Annotated in this window: 13 protein-coding genes; 6 read left to right on the forward strand and 7 right to left on the reverse strand. The window is 68.7% G+C overall.

The window, feature by feature from the left end:
- Positions 1-70: 70 nt before the first annotated feature.
- On the forward strand, positions 71-376 hold the full coding sequence (locus CF165_RS16035) for an antibiotic biosynthesis monooxygenase family protein (protein ID WP_093948299.1): 306 nt from the start codon (positions 71-73) through the stop codon (positions 374-376).
- Between the two features lie 46 nt (positions 377-422).
- Here the strand turns inward: CF165_RS16035 and CF165_RS16040 are convergent, their stop codons facing one another.
- Positions 423-2,594: a 3-hydroxyacyl-CoA dehydrogenase NAD-binding domain-containing protein gene (locus CF165_RS16040; RefSeq protein WP_093948300.1), complete on the reverse strand. Its 2,172-nt coding sequence runs from the start codon at positions 2,592-2,594 to the stop codon at positions 423-425.
- Positions 2,595-2,602: 8 nt separating this feature from the next.
- Entirely contained in the window at positions 2,603-3,814 is a 1,212-nt protein-coding gene (locus tag CF165_RS16045) for an acetyl-CoA C-acetyltransferase (RefSeq protein ID WP_093948301.1), read from the reverse strand.
- 149 nt (positions 3,815-3,963) lie between these two features.
- Here CF165_RS16045 and CF165_RS16050 point away from each other — a divergent pair, with 149 nt between their 5' ends.
- The 3 genes from CF165_RS16050 (at position 3,964) to CF165_RS16055 (ending at position 7,414) form a co-directional block, all read left to right on the forward strand.
- Positions 3,964-5,145, forward strand: a complete 1,182-nt coding sequence (locus CF165_RS16050; RefSeq protein ID WP_093948302.1) for a TetR/AcrR family transcriptional regulator — start codon at positions 3,964-3,966, stop codon at positions 5,143-5,145.
- 262 nt (positions 5,146-5,407) lie between these two features.
- On the forward strand, positions 5,408-5,599 hold the full coding sequence (locus tag CF165_RS50250) for a hypothetical protein (RefSeq protein ID WP_143268600.1): 192 nt from the start codon (positions 5,408-5,410) through the stop codon (positions 5,597-5,599).
- 288 nt (positions 5,600-5,887) lie between these two features.
- Positions 5,888-7,414 (forward strand): aKG-HExxH-type peptide beta-hydroxylase, encoded by a 1,527-nt coding sequence (locus tag CF165_RS16055; RefSeq protein WP_240521624.1) that lies wholly within the window; start codon positions 5,888-5,890, stop codon positions 7,412-7,414.
- Between the two features lie 5 nt (positions 7,415-7,419).
- Here the strand turns inward: CF165_RS16055 and fxsT are convergent, their stop codons facing one another.
- The 5 genes from fxsT to CF165_RS52645 form a co-directional block, all read right to left on the reverse strand.
- Positions 7,420-11,691: an FxSxx-COOH system tetratricopeptide repeat protein gene (gene fxsT / locus CF165_RS16060; RefSeq protein ID WP_093948303.1), complete on the reverse strand. Its 4,272-nt coding sequence runs from the start codon at positions 11,689-11,691 to the stop codon at positions 7,420-7,422.
- Between the two features lies 1 nt (position 11,692).
- Positions 11,693-12,754 carry an AAA family ATPase gene (locus tag CF165_RS16065; RefSeq protein WP_093948304.1) on the reverse strand — a complete coding sequence of 354 codons (1,062 nt, stop codon included), beginning with the start codon at positions 12,752-12,754 and terminating at the stop codon, positions 11,693-11,695.
- On the reverse strand, positions 12,732-14,309 hold the full coding sequence (locus tag CF165_RS16070; RefSeq protein ID WP_240521625.1) for a VMAP-C domain-containing protein: 1,578 nt from the start codon (positions 14,307-14,309) through the stop codon (positions 12,732-12,734). Before CF165_RS16070 ends, CF165_RS16065 begins: the two co-directional genes overlap by 23 nt.
- Before the next feature lie 77 nt (positions 14,310-14,386).
- Positions 14,387-14,548 (reverse strand): effector-associated domain 2-containing protein, encoded by a 162-nt coding sequence (locus CF165_RS52640; RefSeq protein ID WP_240521626.1) that lies wholly within the window; start codon positions 14,546-14,548, stop codon positions 14,387-14,389.
- Between the two features lie 286 nt (positions 14,549-14,834).
- Entirely contained in the window at positions 14,835-15,128 is a 294-nt protein-coding gene (locus tag CF165_RS52645; protein ID WP_240521627.1) for a hypothetical protein, read from the reverse strand.
- A gap of 151 nt (positions 15,129-15,279) precedes the next feature.
- Here CF165_RS52645 and CF165_RS50255 point away from each other — a divergent pair, with 151 nt between their 5' ends.
- A complete protein-coding gene (locus CF165_RS50255; RefSeq protein ID WP_143268601.1) occupies positions 15,280-15,531 on the forward strand; it encodes a hypothetical protein in 252 nt (83 codons plus the stop codon).
- Between the two features lie 2 nt (positions 15,532-15,533).
- Entirely contained in the window at positions 15,534-17,345 is a 1,812-nt protein-coding gene (locus CF165_RS16080) for an HEXXH motif domain-containing protein (protein ID WP_240521628.1), read from the forward strand.
- Positions 17,346-17,349: the final 4 nt, after the last annotated feature.

Raw genomic sequence — 17,349 nt, forward strand, 5'->3', positions numbered from 1 at the left:
CGGGGGCCGGCCACGGCTTTCCGCGCGGAAAGCCGGGTACCGTCGAGCCCCTCGACGGACGGGGGCACCGATGATCGCGCGCACCTGGCGGGGCTGGGCATCCGCCGCGACGGCCGACGACTACCAGCGGCACTACGAAACCGAGGTGGCGGAGCACCTGCGGGAGCTGCCCGGCTTCCGGGGAGCCCGATTGCTGCGCCGGGCTGACGGCGAAGAGGTCGAGTTCACCTCGATCACGTTCTTCGCCGACCTCGACGCCGTACGCGGCTTCGCCGGCGACAGCTACGAAGAAGCCGTTGTCGAAGAGAAGGCACAGCGGGCGCTGAGCCACTGGGACGACCACGTGAGCCACGCGGAAGTCGCCGTCGCACTGTGACGGAACGGGCCGTTCCCCGCGCGGGGAACGGCCCGTTAACCGCCGTTTACTCGTAGATCTCGCCCTTGGCGGCCTTCTCCACCAGCGAAGCGGGCGGCTCGAAGTGGTCGCCGTAGCGGGCGGCCAGCTCGCGGGCCCGGTCGACGAAGCCCTGCAGGCCACCCTCGTACTGGTTGATGTACTGGATGACGCCACCGGTCCACGCCGGGAAGCCGATGCCGAAGATGGAGCCGATGTTGGCGTCGGCCACCGACGTCAGCACGCCCTCGTCGAAGCACTTGACTGTCTCGAGTGCCTCGGCGAAGAGCATCCGCTCCTTGAGGTCCTCGAACGGCACCTGCGCCGAGCCGGACTTGAACGCGTCGCGCAGGCCCGGCCACAGCCCGGTGCGCTTGCCGTTCTCGTCGTACTCGTAGAAGCCCGCGCCGGTCGAGCGGCCCTTGCGGTCGTACTCCTCGACCATCCGGTCGATCACGGACTCGGACGCGTGCGCCTTCCACGTGCCACCCGCGGCCTCGACGGCTTCGCGCGTCTCCTTGCGGATCTTGCGCGGCAGGGTCAGCGTCAGCTCGTCCATCAGCTGCAGCGGCGGCGCCGGGTAGCCCGCCTGCGCACCCGCCTGCTCGATCGACGCCGGTTCGACGCCCTCACCCAGCGCGGCGACGGCCTCGTTGATGAACGTGCCGATCACGCGCGAGGTGAAGAAGCCGCGGCTGTCGTTGACGACGATCGGGGTCTTCTTGATCTGCAGCGTGTAGTCGAAGACTTTGGCCAGCGTGGCCGGCGACGTCTTCTCGCCGCAGATGATCTCGACCAGCGGCATCTTGTCCACCGGCGAGAAGAAGTGGATCCCGATGAAGTCCTCGGTCCGCTGCACGCCCTCGGCGAGGGTGGTGATCGGCAGGGTCGAGGTGTTGGAGCCCAGGACGGCGTCGGCGTTGACGATGCTCTCGATCTCGCCGAACACCTTGTGCTTCAGCTCGACGCTCTCGAAGACGGCCTCGATGACGAAGTCGACGCCCGCGAAGTCGGCCGGGTCACCGGTCGGCTTGATCTTCGCCAGCAGCGCGTCCGACTTCTCCTGCGTGGTCTTGCCGCGCGAGAGGGCCTTCTCCTCGAGCTTGACCGCGTAGCCCTTGCCCTTCTCGGCCGCCTCCTGCGAGACGTCCTTCAGGACGACGTCGATGCCCGCCTTCGCCGAGACGTACGCGATCGCGGCACCCATCATGCCCGCGCCGAGGACACCCACCTTGCGAGCCGTGTACTTCTCGAAGCCGTCCGGCCGCGAGCCGCCGGAGTTGATGGTCTGCAGGTCGAAGAAGAACGCCTTCGTCATGTTCTTCGAGACCTGGCCGGTGGCGAGGTGGATGAAGTAGCGCGTCTCGATCTGGAGCGCGGTGTCGAAGTCGACCTGCGCGCCCTCGATCGCGGCGGCCAGGATCGCCCGCGGCGCCGGCATGTTCGCGCCCTTGATCTGCTTGCGCAGGTTCGCCGGGAACGCGGGCAGGTTGGCCGCGAAGCTCGGGTTCGACGGGGTCCCGCCCGGGATCTTGTAGCCCTTGACGTCCCACGGCTGGACGCCGCCTTCGGGGTTCGCCTTGATCCACGCCTTCGCGGCGGGGACGAGCTCCTCGACCGTGCCGACGAGCTCGTGCACGAGGCCGAGCTCGAGTGCCTTGGCCGGGCGGTGCCGCTGCCCCTGCAGCAGGACGTTCAGCAGCGCGCTCTGGATACCCAGCAATCGGACAGTGCGGACTACGCCACCGCCGCCGGGCAGCAGGCCCAGCGTCACCTCGGGCAGGCCGATCTGGCTGCCCTTGACGTCGGCCGCGATGCGGTGGTGCGTAGCCAGCGCGATCTCCAGGCCCCCGCCGAGCGCGGCGCCGTTGATCGCCGCGACGACCGGCTTGCCGAGCTGCTCGATGCGGCGCATCTGCCCCTTCATCAGGCTGCTGCCCTCGGTCAGTTCGACCGCGTGCTCGGGCTTGGCCTGGATCAGGTCGTTCAGGTCGCCGCCGGCGAAGAACGTCTTCTTCGCGGACGTGATGACGACGCCGGTGATGGAGTCCTTCTCGGCCTCCAGGCGGTCGACGGTCACGCCGAGCGACTCGCGGAAGTCGGCGTTCATCGTGTTCGCCGACTGCTTCGGGTCGTCCAGGGTCAGGGTGACGATGCCGTCTTCGTCCTGCTCCCAGCGGATGGTCTTGCTCTCGGCCATTAGTGTCCTCACACCCGCTCGATGATGGTCGCGACGCCCATGCCGCCGCCGATGCACAGGGTCACCAGCGCGCGACGCGCCTGGCGGCGTTCCAGCTCGTCGACGACCGTGCCGACCAGCATCGCGCCGGTGGCGCCGAGCGGGTGGCCCATGGCGATCGCGCCGCCGTTGACGTTGACCTTCTCCTCGTCGAGGTGCAGGTCCTTGATCCACTTGAGCACGACGGAGGCGAACGCCTCGTTGAGCTCCCACAGGTCGATGTCCTCGGGCTTGAGGCCCGCGGTCTTCAGCACCTTCTCGGTGGCCGGGGTGGGGCCGGTGAGCATGATCGTCGGTTCGGAGCCGACGGTCGCGGTCGCCACGATCCGGGCGCGCGGAGTCAGCCCGAAGGTCTTGCCGACCTGCTCGGACCCGACCAGCACCAGCGCGGCGCCGTCGACGATGCCGGAGGAGTTGCCGCCGGTGTGGACGTGGTCGATCTTTTCGACCGAGTGGTACTTCTGCAGCGCGACGGCGTCGAAGCCGCCCATCTCGCCGATGGTCGTGAAGGCGGGCTTGAGCTTGCCGAGGCCTTCGATCGTCGAGCCGGGACGGCGGTGCTCGTCGTGGTCCAGGATCGTGACGCCGTTGATGTCCTTGACCGGCACGACGGACTTCGCGAAGTAGCCGCCGGACCAGGCAGCCTCGGCGCGCTCCTGCGAGCGGACGGCCCACGCGTCGACGTCCTCGCGCGAGAAGCCCTCCATGGTCGCGATCAGGTCCGCGCCGATGCCCTGCGGGACGATGTAGTTGTCGTAGGCGGTGGCCGGGTCCATGAACAGCGCGCCGCCGTCGGAGCCCATCGGCACCCGCGACATCGACTCGACACCACCGCCGATGACCAGGTGGTCCCAGCCGGAGCGGATCTTCTGCGCGGCGGTGTTGGTGGCCTCGAGGCCGGACGCGCAGAAGCGGTTGAGCTGCACGCCGGCGACGGTTTCGGGGAGGCCCGCGTTCAGCGCGGCGGTGCGCGCGATGACGGCGCCCTGCTCGCCGACCGGGGAGACGACGCCGAGGACGATGTCGTCGATCGCGGCGGGGTCGAGGTTCGGGTGGCGGACCTTGAGTTCGTTGATCAGGCCGACCACCAGGTCGACCGGCTTGGCGCCGTGCAGGGCACCGCCCTTGTTCTTGCCGCGAGGCGTGCGGATCGCCTCGTAGATGTAGGCCTCGCTACTCACTGAACAACTCCTCGCGAGCGTGTCGGACGTCGTCGTACCGTGGCCGAGGATACCGGCCAGTAGGGCTAATGCCCATTAACATATCGCCGGATAACCCCATGGTGTCAATGGGTTGCAGGTGTGCCGTTACCCGCTATCGTGCTTTCACCATGACCGACGTCGAGCGCAGCGTGCGACCGCGCGACCGCAAGGCCCAGCTGGCCGCGGTCGCGGCGGAGCTGTTCCGCGCGCGCGGCTTCCCGGGCGTCGGCATCAAGGACATAGCGGACGCGGCGGGCGTCACCGGCCCGGCGTTGTACCGTCACTTCGCGGACAAGCAGGCGATCCTGGCGTACGTGGTCGTGAGCGGCTTCGAGGACCTGGAGGCGGCGACGGCGGAGGCGCTCACGGACGCCGATTCCCCCGCCGACCAGCTGGAAGCCCTGCTCACACGGCTGGCAACCCAGGCCGTCGAGCGCCGGGAGATCGCGGCGCTCTGGCGTTGGGAAGGCCGGCACCTGCCCAAGGAGGACCAGCGAGAGATCGGCCGCCGCTCGGCTCTGGCGCTGGCGACGTGGGCGAAGGCCCTGCAGATCCGCCGCCCGGAGCTGTCGTCCGAAGACGCCGAACTGCTCTGCTGGGCGGCCCTGTCGGTGTTCGGCAGCGTGTCGGTGCACCACACGTCGGTGGCCCGCCGCCGCTTCGCCGCGCTCTTGGTCGAACTGGCCCTGGATGTGCTGAACGCCACACTGCCTTCGCCGTCTTCCGAGCCTTCTCCGCCTGTGGTGGGCCTGGGTACACCGTCCCGCCGCGAGCAGGTCCTGGCGGCAGCGACGAGCTTGTTCGCCCAGCGAGGCTTCCACGACGTGAGCATGGAGGACATCGGCGCGGCGGCGGGCATAGCGGGCCCGAGCGTCTACCGCCACTTCCCGAGCAAGGCCGCTCTCATGGTCGCGATTGGCCACCGAGCGGCGGACAGACTGGCGCTGGCGGCCGAGCGTGCGCTGCAGACGTCGGACGAACGCTCGGCCCTACGGCGCCTGGCAGCTTCGTACGTGCACACGATTCTGCACACGCCGGAACTGCTGGTGTCGTTCTCCGCGGACCGCGTCACGATGCCCGACCGGGACAAGGCGGACCTGCTGCGGGTTCAGCGGGATTACGTGGCCCAGTGGGTGACACTGCTTTCGTCGGCGCGTCCGGGACTGCCGCCGCGGGAAGCGAAGATCACGGTCCACGCGGCGCTGACCATAGCGAACGACCTGGCTCGCACGCGCCGCGTCGCGAACCGGCAACACTTCGAAGCCGAGTTGACGGCACTTCTGCATACAGCCCTGGGCGTCGCGGACTAGCCCACAGCGCAGACGATCATTGTCGTCGCGACAAATCGACAATAAGTCCGCCCGAAATGCGCCTCTCCTGTCGTACCCAAGAGCAACCGCCGTATAACTCAGCGTGCTTTCGAACAGCTGTTTCATCGCATTCTCCCCCTCAAGTCGCTGCTGCCAGCACAAATAGTTAACAGGGGATCACCCGAATGGCGCAGCGCAACGTGTGTGATAACTTACACTCAGACCCTACCGATTCGACAGTTGTGGAAGAGGAATTTTCGGCATGCGATCGCCGGATGGCAATGGACAACCGGGGATCAAATCCGAACTCCTCGACCTGAGTGCGTTCTCACTGTCGGAACTGCGGAAACTAGATCCCGTCATGCTTCGCCGCTCGATCCGTCACGCCGCGGAACGGACCGCCCACATTCCGGTGACCGCGAGCGGCAGCGGCGGCGCCAAACGGGTCGACTGAGCGCTCCGGAGACACATCGTGCGCACCAAGGACCACCTGGCGTCCCATCCGGACCTGCACTCGATTTCTTGGGACATCTTCGACCGGCTGGCCGTCGGCGGTGGCGGAGTGACCGCCGTGAACCTGTTGCGCAGCGCCGACCGCAGCCGCCGGTTGCTCCTGCTTGCCGGCCTCGCCGAGCGGGCGGAGACGGACGGACGCCTGCCCGGTCCACTCTCATCCGCCGCCGAAGGAGCCTGGGAGCTGCTCGTGCGGGCTCAGGTCGCCGAGCCCGACGCGCTGGAAAGAGTGATCGCCCACCCCTACACCGGGAGCTGGGCCGGGTACCTGACCCGCCTCGTCGAGCAAAACCTCGCCGGTGAATGCCCACTCTGGGTCCACTATGGCTACTTCCACACGCTCGCCGCCGCCGCCGCGATCCACGCGGGCGTGGAGTTCACGATCCGGGTGCCGGTCTGGAACGACACCGTGGTGCTGCCGACGCTGGGCGCGGCCCGGCTGGACGAGGGCGGCGGGTTCACGACCGCCGACGTACACGGAGCCGCGGGCACTTTCACGATCAGCGGCGACCGCTCGCAGGTCGCGCCCGGTTCACCGGCGTGGTTTCCCCTCCGGGAGTTCCGGTTCGAAGCCGGCGGGACAACCCTGGACCTGCGTCTCGACGACCTGGATCCCCATCGCGGCCTCTACCACCCGATTCCGCCGGACCGGCTCGCGGGATCCGCGGCGGCGAGCTGGCAGGACCTGCTGGGCGAAGCCTGGCAGCTGATCGTCGAGCATCTCCCGGAGTACGCGAAGGTCCTTCCGGCCGGCCTGACGTCGATCGTGCCGCAACCGGCAGTCCCGTTCCAGCTCCCCAGCGCGTCGACGGGCGAAGCTTTCGGAAGCGCGGTCATCGCCGCACCGGACGCCGAGGAGCCGGCCACGCTCGCCGCGGCGCTCGTGCACGAGTTTCAGCACATCCGGCTCGGCGGACTACTGCAACTCGTGCGGCTGCACGATGACGACCGCACCGAGCGGCTCTACGCCCCTTGGCGGGAAGACCCGCGACCACTCGGTGGCCTCGTGCACGGGATTTACGCGTTCTTCGGCGTTTCGGCTTTTTGGCGTGCGCTCTCACAGGCGTGCCCGGAAAACCGGTTGGCTGCCTTCGAGTTCGCCCACTGGCGTGCCCAGACCTGGCAAACCCTCGAAGCGATCCGGGACGACGCCGCGCTGACTGCCGCCGGACGACGGTTCCTGGGTGAACTCGCCGGCGTATTCAGGCCATGGCAATCGGAGCCGGTCGCCCCTGAAGCAGTGGAGTGGGCGGAGACGCTGGCCGCGGACCACTACGCCGGCTGGCGGTTACGCCACTTCCGTGCCGAACCTGAAACGACCACCGACGTCGTCCGCGCCTGGTTGCACGGAGAGTCTTGCCCGAGGGTGGTTCCGGGCGGCCGTCTCGACATCGTTTCGGACGGGGAGTGGGCCAACGCCCGCGCCGACCTGATCCGGGTCCGGTTCAGCCGCGACGGCGAAACCAAGCTGTCGCAAGTCTGGCCGGACGTCCCGGGCGCGCTTGAAGGCGACTTCCGGCTGGTCGCCGGTTCGACCGACCAAGCGCGCGCCGCTTATCGGTCCGTCCTCGAACAGGATCCGGACCATCCGGAAGCGCTGATCGGCCTCGGTCTTTCCTTGCCGGACGGGCCGGCCAAACGTGCCTTGCTCGGCACGCCAGAGATGGTTCGCGCAGTTCACCGGATGCTGCGCGATGCGCGAAGGAGCCCGGCTGTGGAGGAATTGGCCGCCTGGATCGGCCAAGCGCCGTCCTGACCGGGCTACAACGGTATCGGGTCGATGTCGCACTCCGCTCGCACCGCGTTCTCCGCTGCCGTGATCGCCGGATGGCCGGGGCGCAGCACCCGGTCTGCCACGACGAGCACGTCCCGGTGCTGACTCGACGCTTCCCGGTTGCGGCCGAGCCGTTCCAGGTCCAGTGCCCGGTTGAGCCGGGCCGCCAGAGTGGTGGGGTGGCTTTCGGGCAGGGCCCGGCGCAGCCGCGCCAGCGTTTCCGTGTTCATCCGCAGGGACCGTTGTACCTCACCGAGCAAGGAGAAGTCGTTCGCCGTGTTGATCGAGCACGCCAGCACGTGCGGGTGGACCGCTCCCAGCCGGTCGTGCAATCCGGCCAGCGCGCGCTCGTCCCTGGCCAGTGCATTCTCTGGATCACCGAGCAGACGCAAGGTGACGCCGATGTCCGCCTCAGCGGCCAGCGTGTGCGGGTGCCGGGCCCCCAAGCTGCTCCGGTACAGTGCCAGCGCCTGCTCACCCAGTTCCAGCGAGGTCGGCAGATCACCGGTGTTGCGCAGGTCGATCGAATGGGCGAGCGCGCACGCCATGGCGTTGGGGTGGTCCGAGCCGTACCTGAGCCGGAACCGCTCCAGCGCGCTGCCCGACAGGCTCAGCGCGGCCTCGTGATAGCCGTCTTTCCGTTGCGCCACCGCGAGGTGGTAGTCCCGGCGGATGACGCCGTCGGTCCCCGAGCCGAACAGCCCCCGGACCCGTTCCACGACTTTCTCCTGCTCGATCCGCGCCCACGAATAGTCACCCAGCTCGCGTCGGCAGATGATCATGATGTTCAGCGTGAGGATGGTTTCCCAGTTGTCGTATCCGAAGACTTCGGACCGACGCTCGTAGGTGTCCTCGCTGAGCCTGCGAGCCTGTTCGTAATCGCCGGCCAGCAGGAGCGAGACGACCAGGTCGTGGGCGGCTTCGAGCGCGGTCGGATCGTCATCGCCGAACAGCGAGCGGACCTTTTCGTAGGTCTGCCGGTTGAGGTCGCGCGCGGCGAAGAAGTCGCCTTTGGCCTTCAGCCCGGTCGCCACCAGGACTTCGGCGCCGAGTGCCTGTTCCGAATCCGGGCCGAAAGTCCGCTGGTAGAGCCGCAACGTCTGCTTGCTGACCTCGGACGACTCCTCATATCGGCCGAGCACCCACAACACGAACCCGAGTTGCTCCGACGTGGCCAGCGTTTGCGCGTCTTCGGCGCCGTACCGCGCCGTCCAGGCGGCGACGACCTCCTCGGCCAGTGCGACCGAGCCCAGGTGATCACCGGAGAAGTACAGGAACTTCACCAGGTTGAGCAGCAATCGCCGAACCCACGGGTCGTCGCAGTCGATCAGCTCGGCGTGCCGGAAGTGCGGCAGCACCATCTGGTACTGCGGCCACTGCCGGGCCGCCTCCGGGTCGTTCGGATCGACGTTGCCGAGCAGGAGATGGGCGCCGTGCTGCATCTGTGAGCGAGTCTCGTCGGTCATCCTCGCGCGCAGCACCAGCTGCGCGAGCCGGTGCAGGAGCAAGGTGCCGCTGCGATGGTCCAGCTTGGCCAGCCGGCACCGGTTGATTTCCCGGAGCGCCCGGTCCAGCAGGACGGGATCACGCATCGCGGTGTCCAGCTCCGGCGCGATCGACACACCGCGGACCCCGGCGAACAAGCTGCGGGAAATCGGTTCTGCGGCGAAGAACGCGCACACCTGGAGCAGCTGGTGCGCGGCCAGGTTGCGTGTCGAGAGCCCGTCGAAGGAGACGTTCCAGGCGGCCGTCACGGAAATCTCGTAGTCCGTCGGACGCGGAGACATGGCGGCGAGTTCGGCCATCTTCTCGTCCAGCAACCGGGTGTACTCGGCGACCGGCATCCCGGTCTCGGCCCGCCACGCCGCGGCCTGGGCAAGTGCGATCGGCAGATCACCCAGCTTTTCCGCGAGGGCATCGGCGTCCGCGGCCGTGAGCGTGGCATCGGGACGGCGCAGGAGATCGATGCTCTCCGCGCGGGAGAACCGGTCGACGAGGAGGGGTTCCGCCGGGAAGGAGCCGGAGGCGGCGTCGCGTGCGGTGACCAGGATCCGGCCCGGTCCGTCGATGGGGAGAAACGGCCGAAGGAACTCAGGTTCGTCGGCAGCGTCGAAGACGAGCAGCCAACGGCGGTATGGCTTGCCGGCGCGGAGAGCGTCCAGGACGGCCGGCACCGCGACGACCGGCTCGTCGGCCCCGGGCAGGCGCAACTGCCGGGCGAGTTCCATCAAAGACGCCCGGATCTGGGTTTCCTGGGTGGCGCTGACCCACCACACGAGGTCGTGGTCGTGGAGCCGCCGGTAGATGTACTCGACCGCGAGCTGGGTCTTGCCGAGACCGCCCGGTCCGTGCAGAACGGCGCTGCCTGCCGATTCCAAACACGCACTGAGGCGGTCGAGCAGGTCCCGGCGGCCGACGAACTCCGGATTGCGGGCGGGAACCGCACCCCACACCACCGGTGCGTCGGTGGTGATCCGCCGAACCCTGCGCAGGGAAGTGGCCGCCTCCTCCCTGACGTTCGCGACCAGCCGCTCGTCCGCGGCCTTCGGCTCGACCGCCGCCGGCGGCCCCAAGCCGTCCGCCGCCTCGTCTTGGCCGGTCGTGTCACTCTCAGCCGCGACCGCGAGTTCCCGTTCCCGCTCCTGCAGGCGTTCGGCGCGCCAGGCGTACGGGCCCGACAGCGCCCGCATCACCACGCGCTCGAGCGTGATGTCCGCGCCCTCTTCGGGCAACGCCGCCCGGTCGGGATCGGCCAGCGCGTCCACGATTCTCAGCAGAACGGGATGCCGCTCGCCGAACCGCTGTCCGGTCACGGTGACGACCTGCACGGTCTCCGCTCGCCGACCGGCCGTGAGCAAGGCCTCGCGGACCGAGGCCGGGAACTCGAACACGGCGTCCTCCTCGACGGGGTCGGGACCGGCCATCGGCCGGCCGAGGAGCCCGCTGGTGAACACCTCGGCAAGGTGCGAAGTGCCTGCCTCGGGCACGAGCTTCGCCAGGACGAACCGGGCGATCGGCAGGCTGACCGGAACCGCCGCCAGCAAAGTCGCGAGGCGGAACGCTGACGGAGTCGCGGTGCCGAGGAACCGCCGAACCCGTTCTTGGGCCGTCGGCGGCAGGGCGGGCTCGTCATCGTCCTCCGATTCGGGCATCGGCTGTTCGCGCGCGAGCAGCACGGTGCCCGGCACCGCCTCGGTGACCGAGCGGGAGATGAACCGGACCCACCAGCCGAACCACCGGCCGTCCAGCTCGAGGACCGGAATGGGCACCGCATCGTCGAGTGCCTTTTCCGGATCGGCCATCGTCATCCAGGCATCCGGGACGTCACACCCGTAGCGGCGGTTCGGCCGGAACGGCCCTGGCGACGTCAGCAACGCACGGTGCAGGGGGATGCCGGCCTTCTTCCACATGTACTGGGGCAGCAGGTGCACCAGAGCGACCGGCATTCCCCGGCTCCACCGCGCGAGCAGCGGCGAAACCAGGTCGCGCCGCCACGCCTCGGCAATCCCATCGGTCAGGACGAGCACCAGCCGGTCGCCGTACCAGTCCAGGAGTTCGGCCACGCTGTGCTGGGGCGCGTCCGGAGTTCCGCCGCGCAGCACGGGCGCGAGGGAACCGTCTATCGCCCGGGACTCCGTTTCCAGGTAGCGGATCCGAACCGTCCGGAACGCTCCGAGCTGTTGCACGAGTTTGAGGAACGACCTGACTTCCGGCTGCCACAAGGCCATCGACGCCCCCGCGTCGACCACGACAGTCAGATCCAGGCCGCGGGTCGTGGTGGCGGGCTTCAGCACCGGGAGCCAGAGGCCGTCCTGGACCGCCTGTTCGGCGGTCAGTTCCTCGTCAAGCTGGACGTCATCCTCGAGCGACGAAGGTCGTAGCTGCTTCAGCGGCCGGAGAGCGCGCAGGATGTCGGGACCACCGGGCATCGTCGGCGATCTCGGCGCCTGTCCGTTCCACGACGGCGAGCCGCCGCGACCGTGGACCTGCCGCGCGAACCCCCCGGCCACCGGCCGGCGCTGACGCCCGGTGGCCGGGGCCGGCTCCCCGGCCGACGGCAACGGCGGACCGGCGACCGGGTCCGGGTCCGGACTCGGCTCGGGCTCCGGCGCCGGCGCCGGCGGGTCGAGCTGCCGTTCCGGTTCGCCCGCCTCGTGCGCCACGGGTTCTCCGAGCGTCGCCGCGAGCCAGACCGCGTCCGCAACCTCGCTCCACGACAGCGGCTCGCCGCCCGCTCGCTCGTGCGGTTCGCCGGCCATCTCAAGGCACCATGGAGTTCAACTGCCGCCAGAGCGCGTCCACCAACCGCGGCCAGGACTCACCTTCGTCGTGGTAGGCGCCCGAAGTTGCGAGGTAGACCGCTTCGAGGAGTTTGTCGACCGGCAGCCCGCCATACGCCTCACTGCGGCTGACGAATTCTTCGATGATGCGCGACCGGTGGGCATCGTTCGGGTCGAGCGCGTGTGCCGCCACCATGGCCGACAGCTGATCGATGTCCGGATCCTTGATTTCGAGCCGGAGACATCTGCGCAGGAAGGCGGGCGGGAAGTCACGATCGCCGTTGCTGGTGATGACGACGAACGGAAAGGCGGCACACCGGACCCGGCCGTCCACGATCGTGGCCGTCGCGTCCGGGTCGGCCGTGAAGACCTCGACCTCACGAGTCCGGCTGCGCATCCGCACCAGCTCGGGAATCGTGAACTCGCCGTCTTCGAACAAGCTGAGCAGGTCGTTGGGCAGATCGGCTTCGCTCTTGTCCAGCTCGTCGATCAGCAGCACGCGTGGTTGCCGGCGCGGGAGGAAAACGGTACCGAGCTCGCCCAGCCGGAGGTATTCGCCGATCGGCGGTTCGAGCTCGCCGTCCCGATGATCGACGGCGGCCCGGGCCCCGGCGGCCTGGGCACGGCCGATCGCGTCGTAGCTGTAGAGGCCGCCCTTGAGCGTGGTGTGGGAGGTGATGGGCCACCGCAGCACCCGGCCGAGTCTCAGCTCCCGCGCGACCCGGTAAGCGAGGCTCGACTTTCCGCTGCCCGGACGGCCGGTCACCAGCAGCGGACGACGGAGGTACAGCGCCGCGTTGACCATGTCGATCTCGTGCGGGTCGACGTGCCGGGCCGCGAGCCGGTGCTCGGAGCCCAGCCGCCGATCCGCCTCGCCCTCGTCCTGCGGCAGGACGTCTCGGGCGGGCAACGGTCCGCCGTCGAACGCCCGCCACGGCGGCGCCGGGGGAAGCAGGTCCGCCAGCGAAGCACCGGCGAGCGGACGGCCGGTGCCACGGTAGATCCACCAGTCCGGTTCCTCAGCATGCTCTACCGCGTTCATCTGTATCCTCCCGCATCGCGTCCGGCAGGTAGGGGCCGTCGTCAAGGAAAAGCAATCTGCTCGGGTCGTCCCACAGGACGACCAGATCGCGGGCGATCCGGAGGTCGACGGGGATGGTCACCTCGCGGAACGCCGCCCGCCGGGAATCCTGGGTCCGGGTGGGCAGGTCGACGAGACCGGAACCGTCGAGGAGCCAAGTCACAACTTCGTGCAGCACCTCGGCGGGAGCGTCCGGGTGCCAGAGCAGCACGGGAATGCCGGAACGCAGTCCCGTTGCGAGCTCGTCACCGCCGGGACGCGGCCGTGTCGGCGGCGGACCGGCGAGGACCATCACCAGCCACTTGCCGTCGCTGAGGATCGCGTCGAGTCGATGGCGCTCGGCGGTATCCCGCGAAGAGCAGTAGTACACCCGTTCAGCGGAGGGATTTCCGGTCATCGCCTCCCACCGGATTCGCCAGGCCCGGTGCCACTGCCGGGAGAACATCCGTTCCAAGGAGCGGATGACGATGGGATAGTCCAGGAACAGTGGCCGGGGATCCCCGGTTTCGTGTTCCTTGCACCACCGGTGCACAGGAAGGTTCACGAGCGCCCGCGGCAGCACGAACTCGAGCGCCACTTCTTCACGGTATTCCGACCAGGCCCGTTCGGCATCGACGATCAGCCGGTCGACGTGGTGTTCGAGCTCGTCTCCGAGAATGGTTGCGATCCCGCCTCTGGCGGGAGGCCAGTCCTGCGGATCCTCCTGGCGCCAGTGGGAAACGACGTGCCGGTCGGGATCGATCCCGTCCACCTCGACCATGATGACCAGGTGCAGGCGCAGCCCTTCACCGCCGTCGACGCGTTCGGCACGCAGTTCACGCAGCCGTTCCTCGCCCTGTAGGCGGCGCGCCTGGCAGCTGTTCCATTCCCGCAGCTCGTCGCCGGGCTGCCGCGCGCATTTCGCGGCCACGAGCTCGACGAAAGCCAAGCAGGGCGGCAGCCCGTGTGCAGGCGTGTTGAACTCGGTCAGCAGGCAAAACGCTTCCCAGGCATCGCCCGGTTCACCGACCGGGCAGGTCGCCGGGCTCGCCGCCCGCCTGACGAGCGCACCGAGGCCGGGCGGCCGGAGCCCGACCAGTACAGATCGCAACCGGATCAATGCGGAATCCGGCAGCAAATCATGCATCCGCGGTTCGTGGACGAGCCGATGCAGCAGCTCGGATTCCCGAGAGGCCGGGCGCAACATCCGGACAGCGTCGTCGAGCGCGTGCATCCCGCCGTCCACCCGGGCGCAGGCGTTGACGAGGTCGATCAGCTGGTCCCGTCCGGTCGCGTGTTCGGACAGCGTCAGCGGAAACCCGAGATTGTCGTGGATCAGTTCCACCAAGAGCGACCGGCTCGGCCGGTCGGCGGCCAGCCCGGCATTGGCGAGGAGATTGACGATCGCCTCCCGGACCGCTACGCGAACCGTGGACGGGAGATGCAGCGCCCGTCCCGGTCCGTGGGTTTGCTCACCGGCCGACACCTGACGAACCACCTCCCCGCCCGGGTGCCCGGGAACCGTGATTTTACCCATCGCATCGACCGGGAATAGGGGCAAAAGGTGGACACGAGATGCCGTGAAAACAGGACATCCGCGGCCGAGGGCGGATCTCACAACTCGTCGATGATCGCGGCGAGAGCGTCGACCTGTGGAGACTCCGGCTCCAGTACCCGGATCGCGTCGAGCAGGTCGGCGAGCCCCCGGGTGAACCGTCGGCAGGTCCGCGCCAGCGCGATCACGTGCAAGCGGTCCTCGGCGTGATACGCCACCACGTCCGCGATTTCCCGGCACGGGAGCAGGTCCAGACTCCGTACACACGGCACGCCAGCAACGCGTCGACCAACGCGGAAAATGTGTCCGCCGCGGGGAGTGGCATTTCGCGCGCCGGGAAGCCGTCGACGGCGGCGCCGAGCAGCCGCAGCCAAGCCTTCGTCTTCGTTTCCACGTCCGAAATGGGGATCCGATGGTAAGAGCGCGCCTCCGCCGCAGGATCGGCTCGCACGACGTCGTGGTAGAACGTATCCGAGACGATCAGCGCCACCGCCGCACGTGAATACTTCACGCGTTCTTGGCACGAGGCGCCTCGACAAGGCGGAAAGTATGAGCGGTTGCGTCGATGACCGTACCGTAGCTGTCTTCCCGATGGACCTGGCTAGCGGGCAGTCGGATCATGGCGCCGTCATGCACGTTCAGCCGGGAGAGGACATCCCAGGGCACGCCCAGCTCGGCTACCGCCCGGCGCACGAGATCCCAGAAACCTTCGTGCACCGACAGGCGGTGTGCCGACGTGCGTTCGGGGTGCCGGGCCATGCCCAGTGCCGTGATCGTCCCGTGGTCCACGGTCGAGTCCATGGGCACCCGACCCCCCGAGTTCGCGGCTCTCATTGTCACAGGTCAAGGCGTTCAACGCCATGCCCGGCCTCGGCCAGGGCGAGTACCGCGGTGAACGACCGGGCGTCGCCCGAACGGCGCACGGCCTCCGTCCCTATCGCAATCGCGGCAAATGCGGGACAATCTCAAGCGGGCCGACGGGGTCCGTTCTCTCTGCGAGAGGGGAATCGCGATGCAGGCTTCACGCTCCGGCAAGGAAGCGGGAATCGAATCTGCAGTCCTCGATCTGGGTGGTGTCTCGCTGTCAGAGCTGCGCACCTTGGACGGCTGCGAATTGCGCAAAGCATTGCGACACGCGGCGGAGCGGGTTTCCTATATCCCGGTGACCGCCAGCGGCAGCCAAGGAGCCCGGCGAGTCGACTGACTGTGACCACCGACGGACTGGTCCCCCACCACCTGCCGTGGACCGATTTCGACGCATTCGCCCGCGGTGGCGGCGGTCCGGCCCTGGTGCGGCACCTTCGCGCGACCGAGCGGAGCAGACGGTTGCTCCTGCTGCGGGGAATCATCGACCAGGCGGCCAAGTCCCCTGATGTCTCCGCTCCGCTGCCACCGCCCGAATGGGCGTGGGAGCTGTTGGCCCGGATCGAGGAACAGGATCCGGCCGCGGTCGAAACAATTCTGGCCCATCCCTACACCGGGAGCTGGGCCGGCTACACCACCCGGCTGTGCCGACAGGACGTGACCGGAGTCTGCCCTTTCTGGGTCCACCTCGGCCACGTGCACTGCCTGGCCGCCGCCGCGGCCGTCCGGGCCGGAATCGACTTCGAGGCGGAGCTCCCGATCTGGCAGGGAACCGTGTCGCTGCCCACGCTCGGCGTGGTCCGGCTGCATACGGGAGAAGCGTTCGGCGTAGCACGGGTGTCCGCCGGGAACGACGGGATCGTCTTCCGGAACCGGCACAGAGAAGTGCGCCTGCCGGACGACCTGAGCACCGAAACCGCGGGCTGGCAGCCCGTCCGACCGATCATCAGCTGGCACGGGGACCTGCGGCTTTCGCTCAGGCTCGACGACCTCGATCCCTATCGCGGGCTCTACGAACCGATCCCGCCGAAGCGGCTCTCGCCGCTGGAAGTCGAATCGTGGCGCAGTGTCGTCGCCGGCGCGTGGCAGCTGCTCACCACGAACCTGCCTGACGTGGCCGAAGCCTTGACCGTGGGTCTCGAGTCGCTGGTGCCTGCTCCGGCCGTCGCGTTCAAGCTGCCCAGCGCGTCGACCGGCGAAGCGTTCGGAAGCGCGATCGTGGCGTACAGCAGTGATCCCGAACAGCTCGCCGCCGCGCTCGTCCACGAGTTCCAGCACATCCGGCTCGGCGGTGTCCAGCACCTGGCCGCCTTGCACACCGACGATCCTCGCGAGCGGTTGTACGCACCTTGGCGAGACGATCCACGCCCCATCGGCGGGGTGTTGCACGGGATCTACGCGTTCTTCGGGGTCACAGCCTTCTGGCGAGCGCTGGCCGCGGCCGAACCGGGCAATGCGCTGGCCGCCTTCGAGTTCGCATTGTGGCGGAAAGCGTCCTGGCGCACCCTGCGTGCGGTGTATCCGGACGAAAGCCTCACCGATATCGGGCGAAGGTTCCTCGACGGGATCTCGGTCAAACTCGCCCCGTGGCAAGAGGAGCCAGTCGCCGCCGGGCCGGCAGCCTGGGCGTCGATGTCGGCCCGCGACCACTATGCAACCTGGTGCCTCCGGCACCTGCGCCCGGACACCAATGCCGTCTCAGCGCTCGCCGGGGCTTGGCGCCGCGGAGATTCGTGGCCCAAACCCGGCCGACTACCGGAACCACGGACACCGACGCCCGTTCCGGACGGCAGCTGGACCGACGCTCGGACCGACCTGATCCGGCTCCGGCTGGGCCGGAACGGCAACACCGCGTTGCGCACGCACGGTCCGACCGTCCCCGGCGCAACCAAAGCCGATCTGGCTTTGGTGAGCGGGGACCACGAGTCGGCGGTGGACGGCTATCGAACCATGCTGACAACGAATCCCGACCTGCCGGCCGCACTCGTCGGTCTCGGGCTGGCCTTGGCGGCGCGCGGCACGGGTCCGGCCGCCAGGGCGTTGTTGCATCACCCCGAACTGGTCCGGGCGGTGCATCGATCGGTCCGCGAGGAGACGAGTACCACGCCTCATGTCGAAACTGTCGCCGGGTGGATCGGCCGGTTCACCCACTGACCGG

Source organism: Amycolatopsis vastitatis (genome assembly GCF_002234595.1).
Classification (GTDB): domain Bacteria; phylum Actinomycetota; class Actinomycetes; order Mycobacteriales; family Pseudonocardiaceae; genus Amycolatopsis; species Amycolatopsis vastitatis.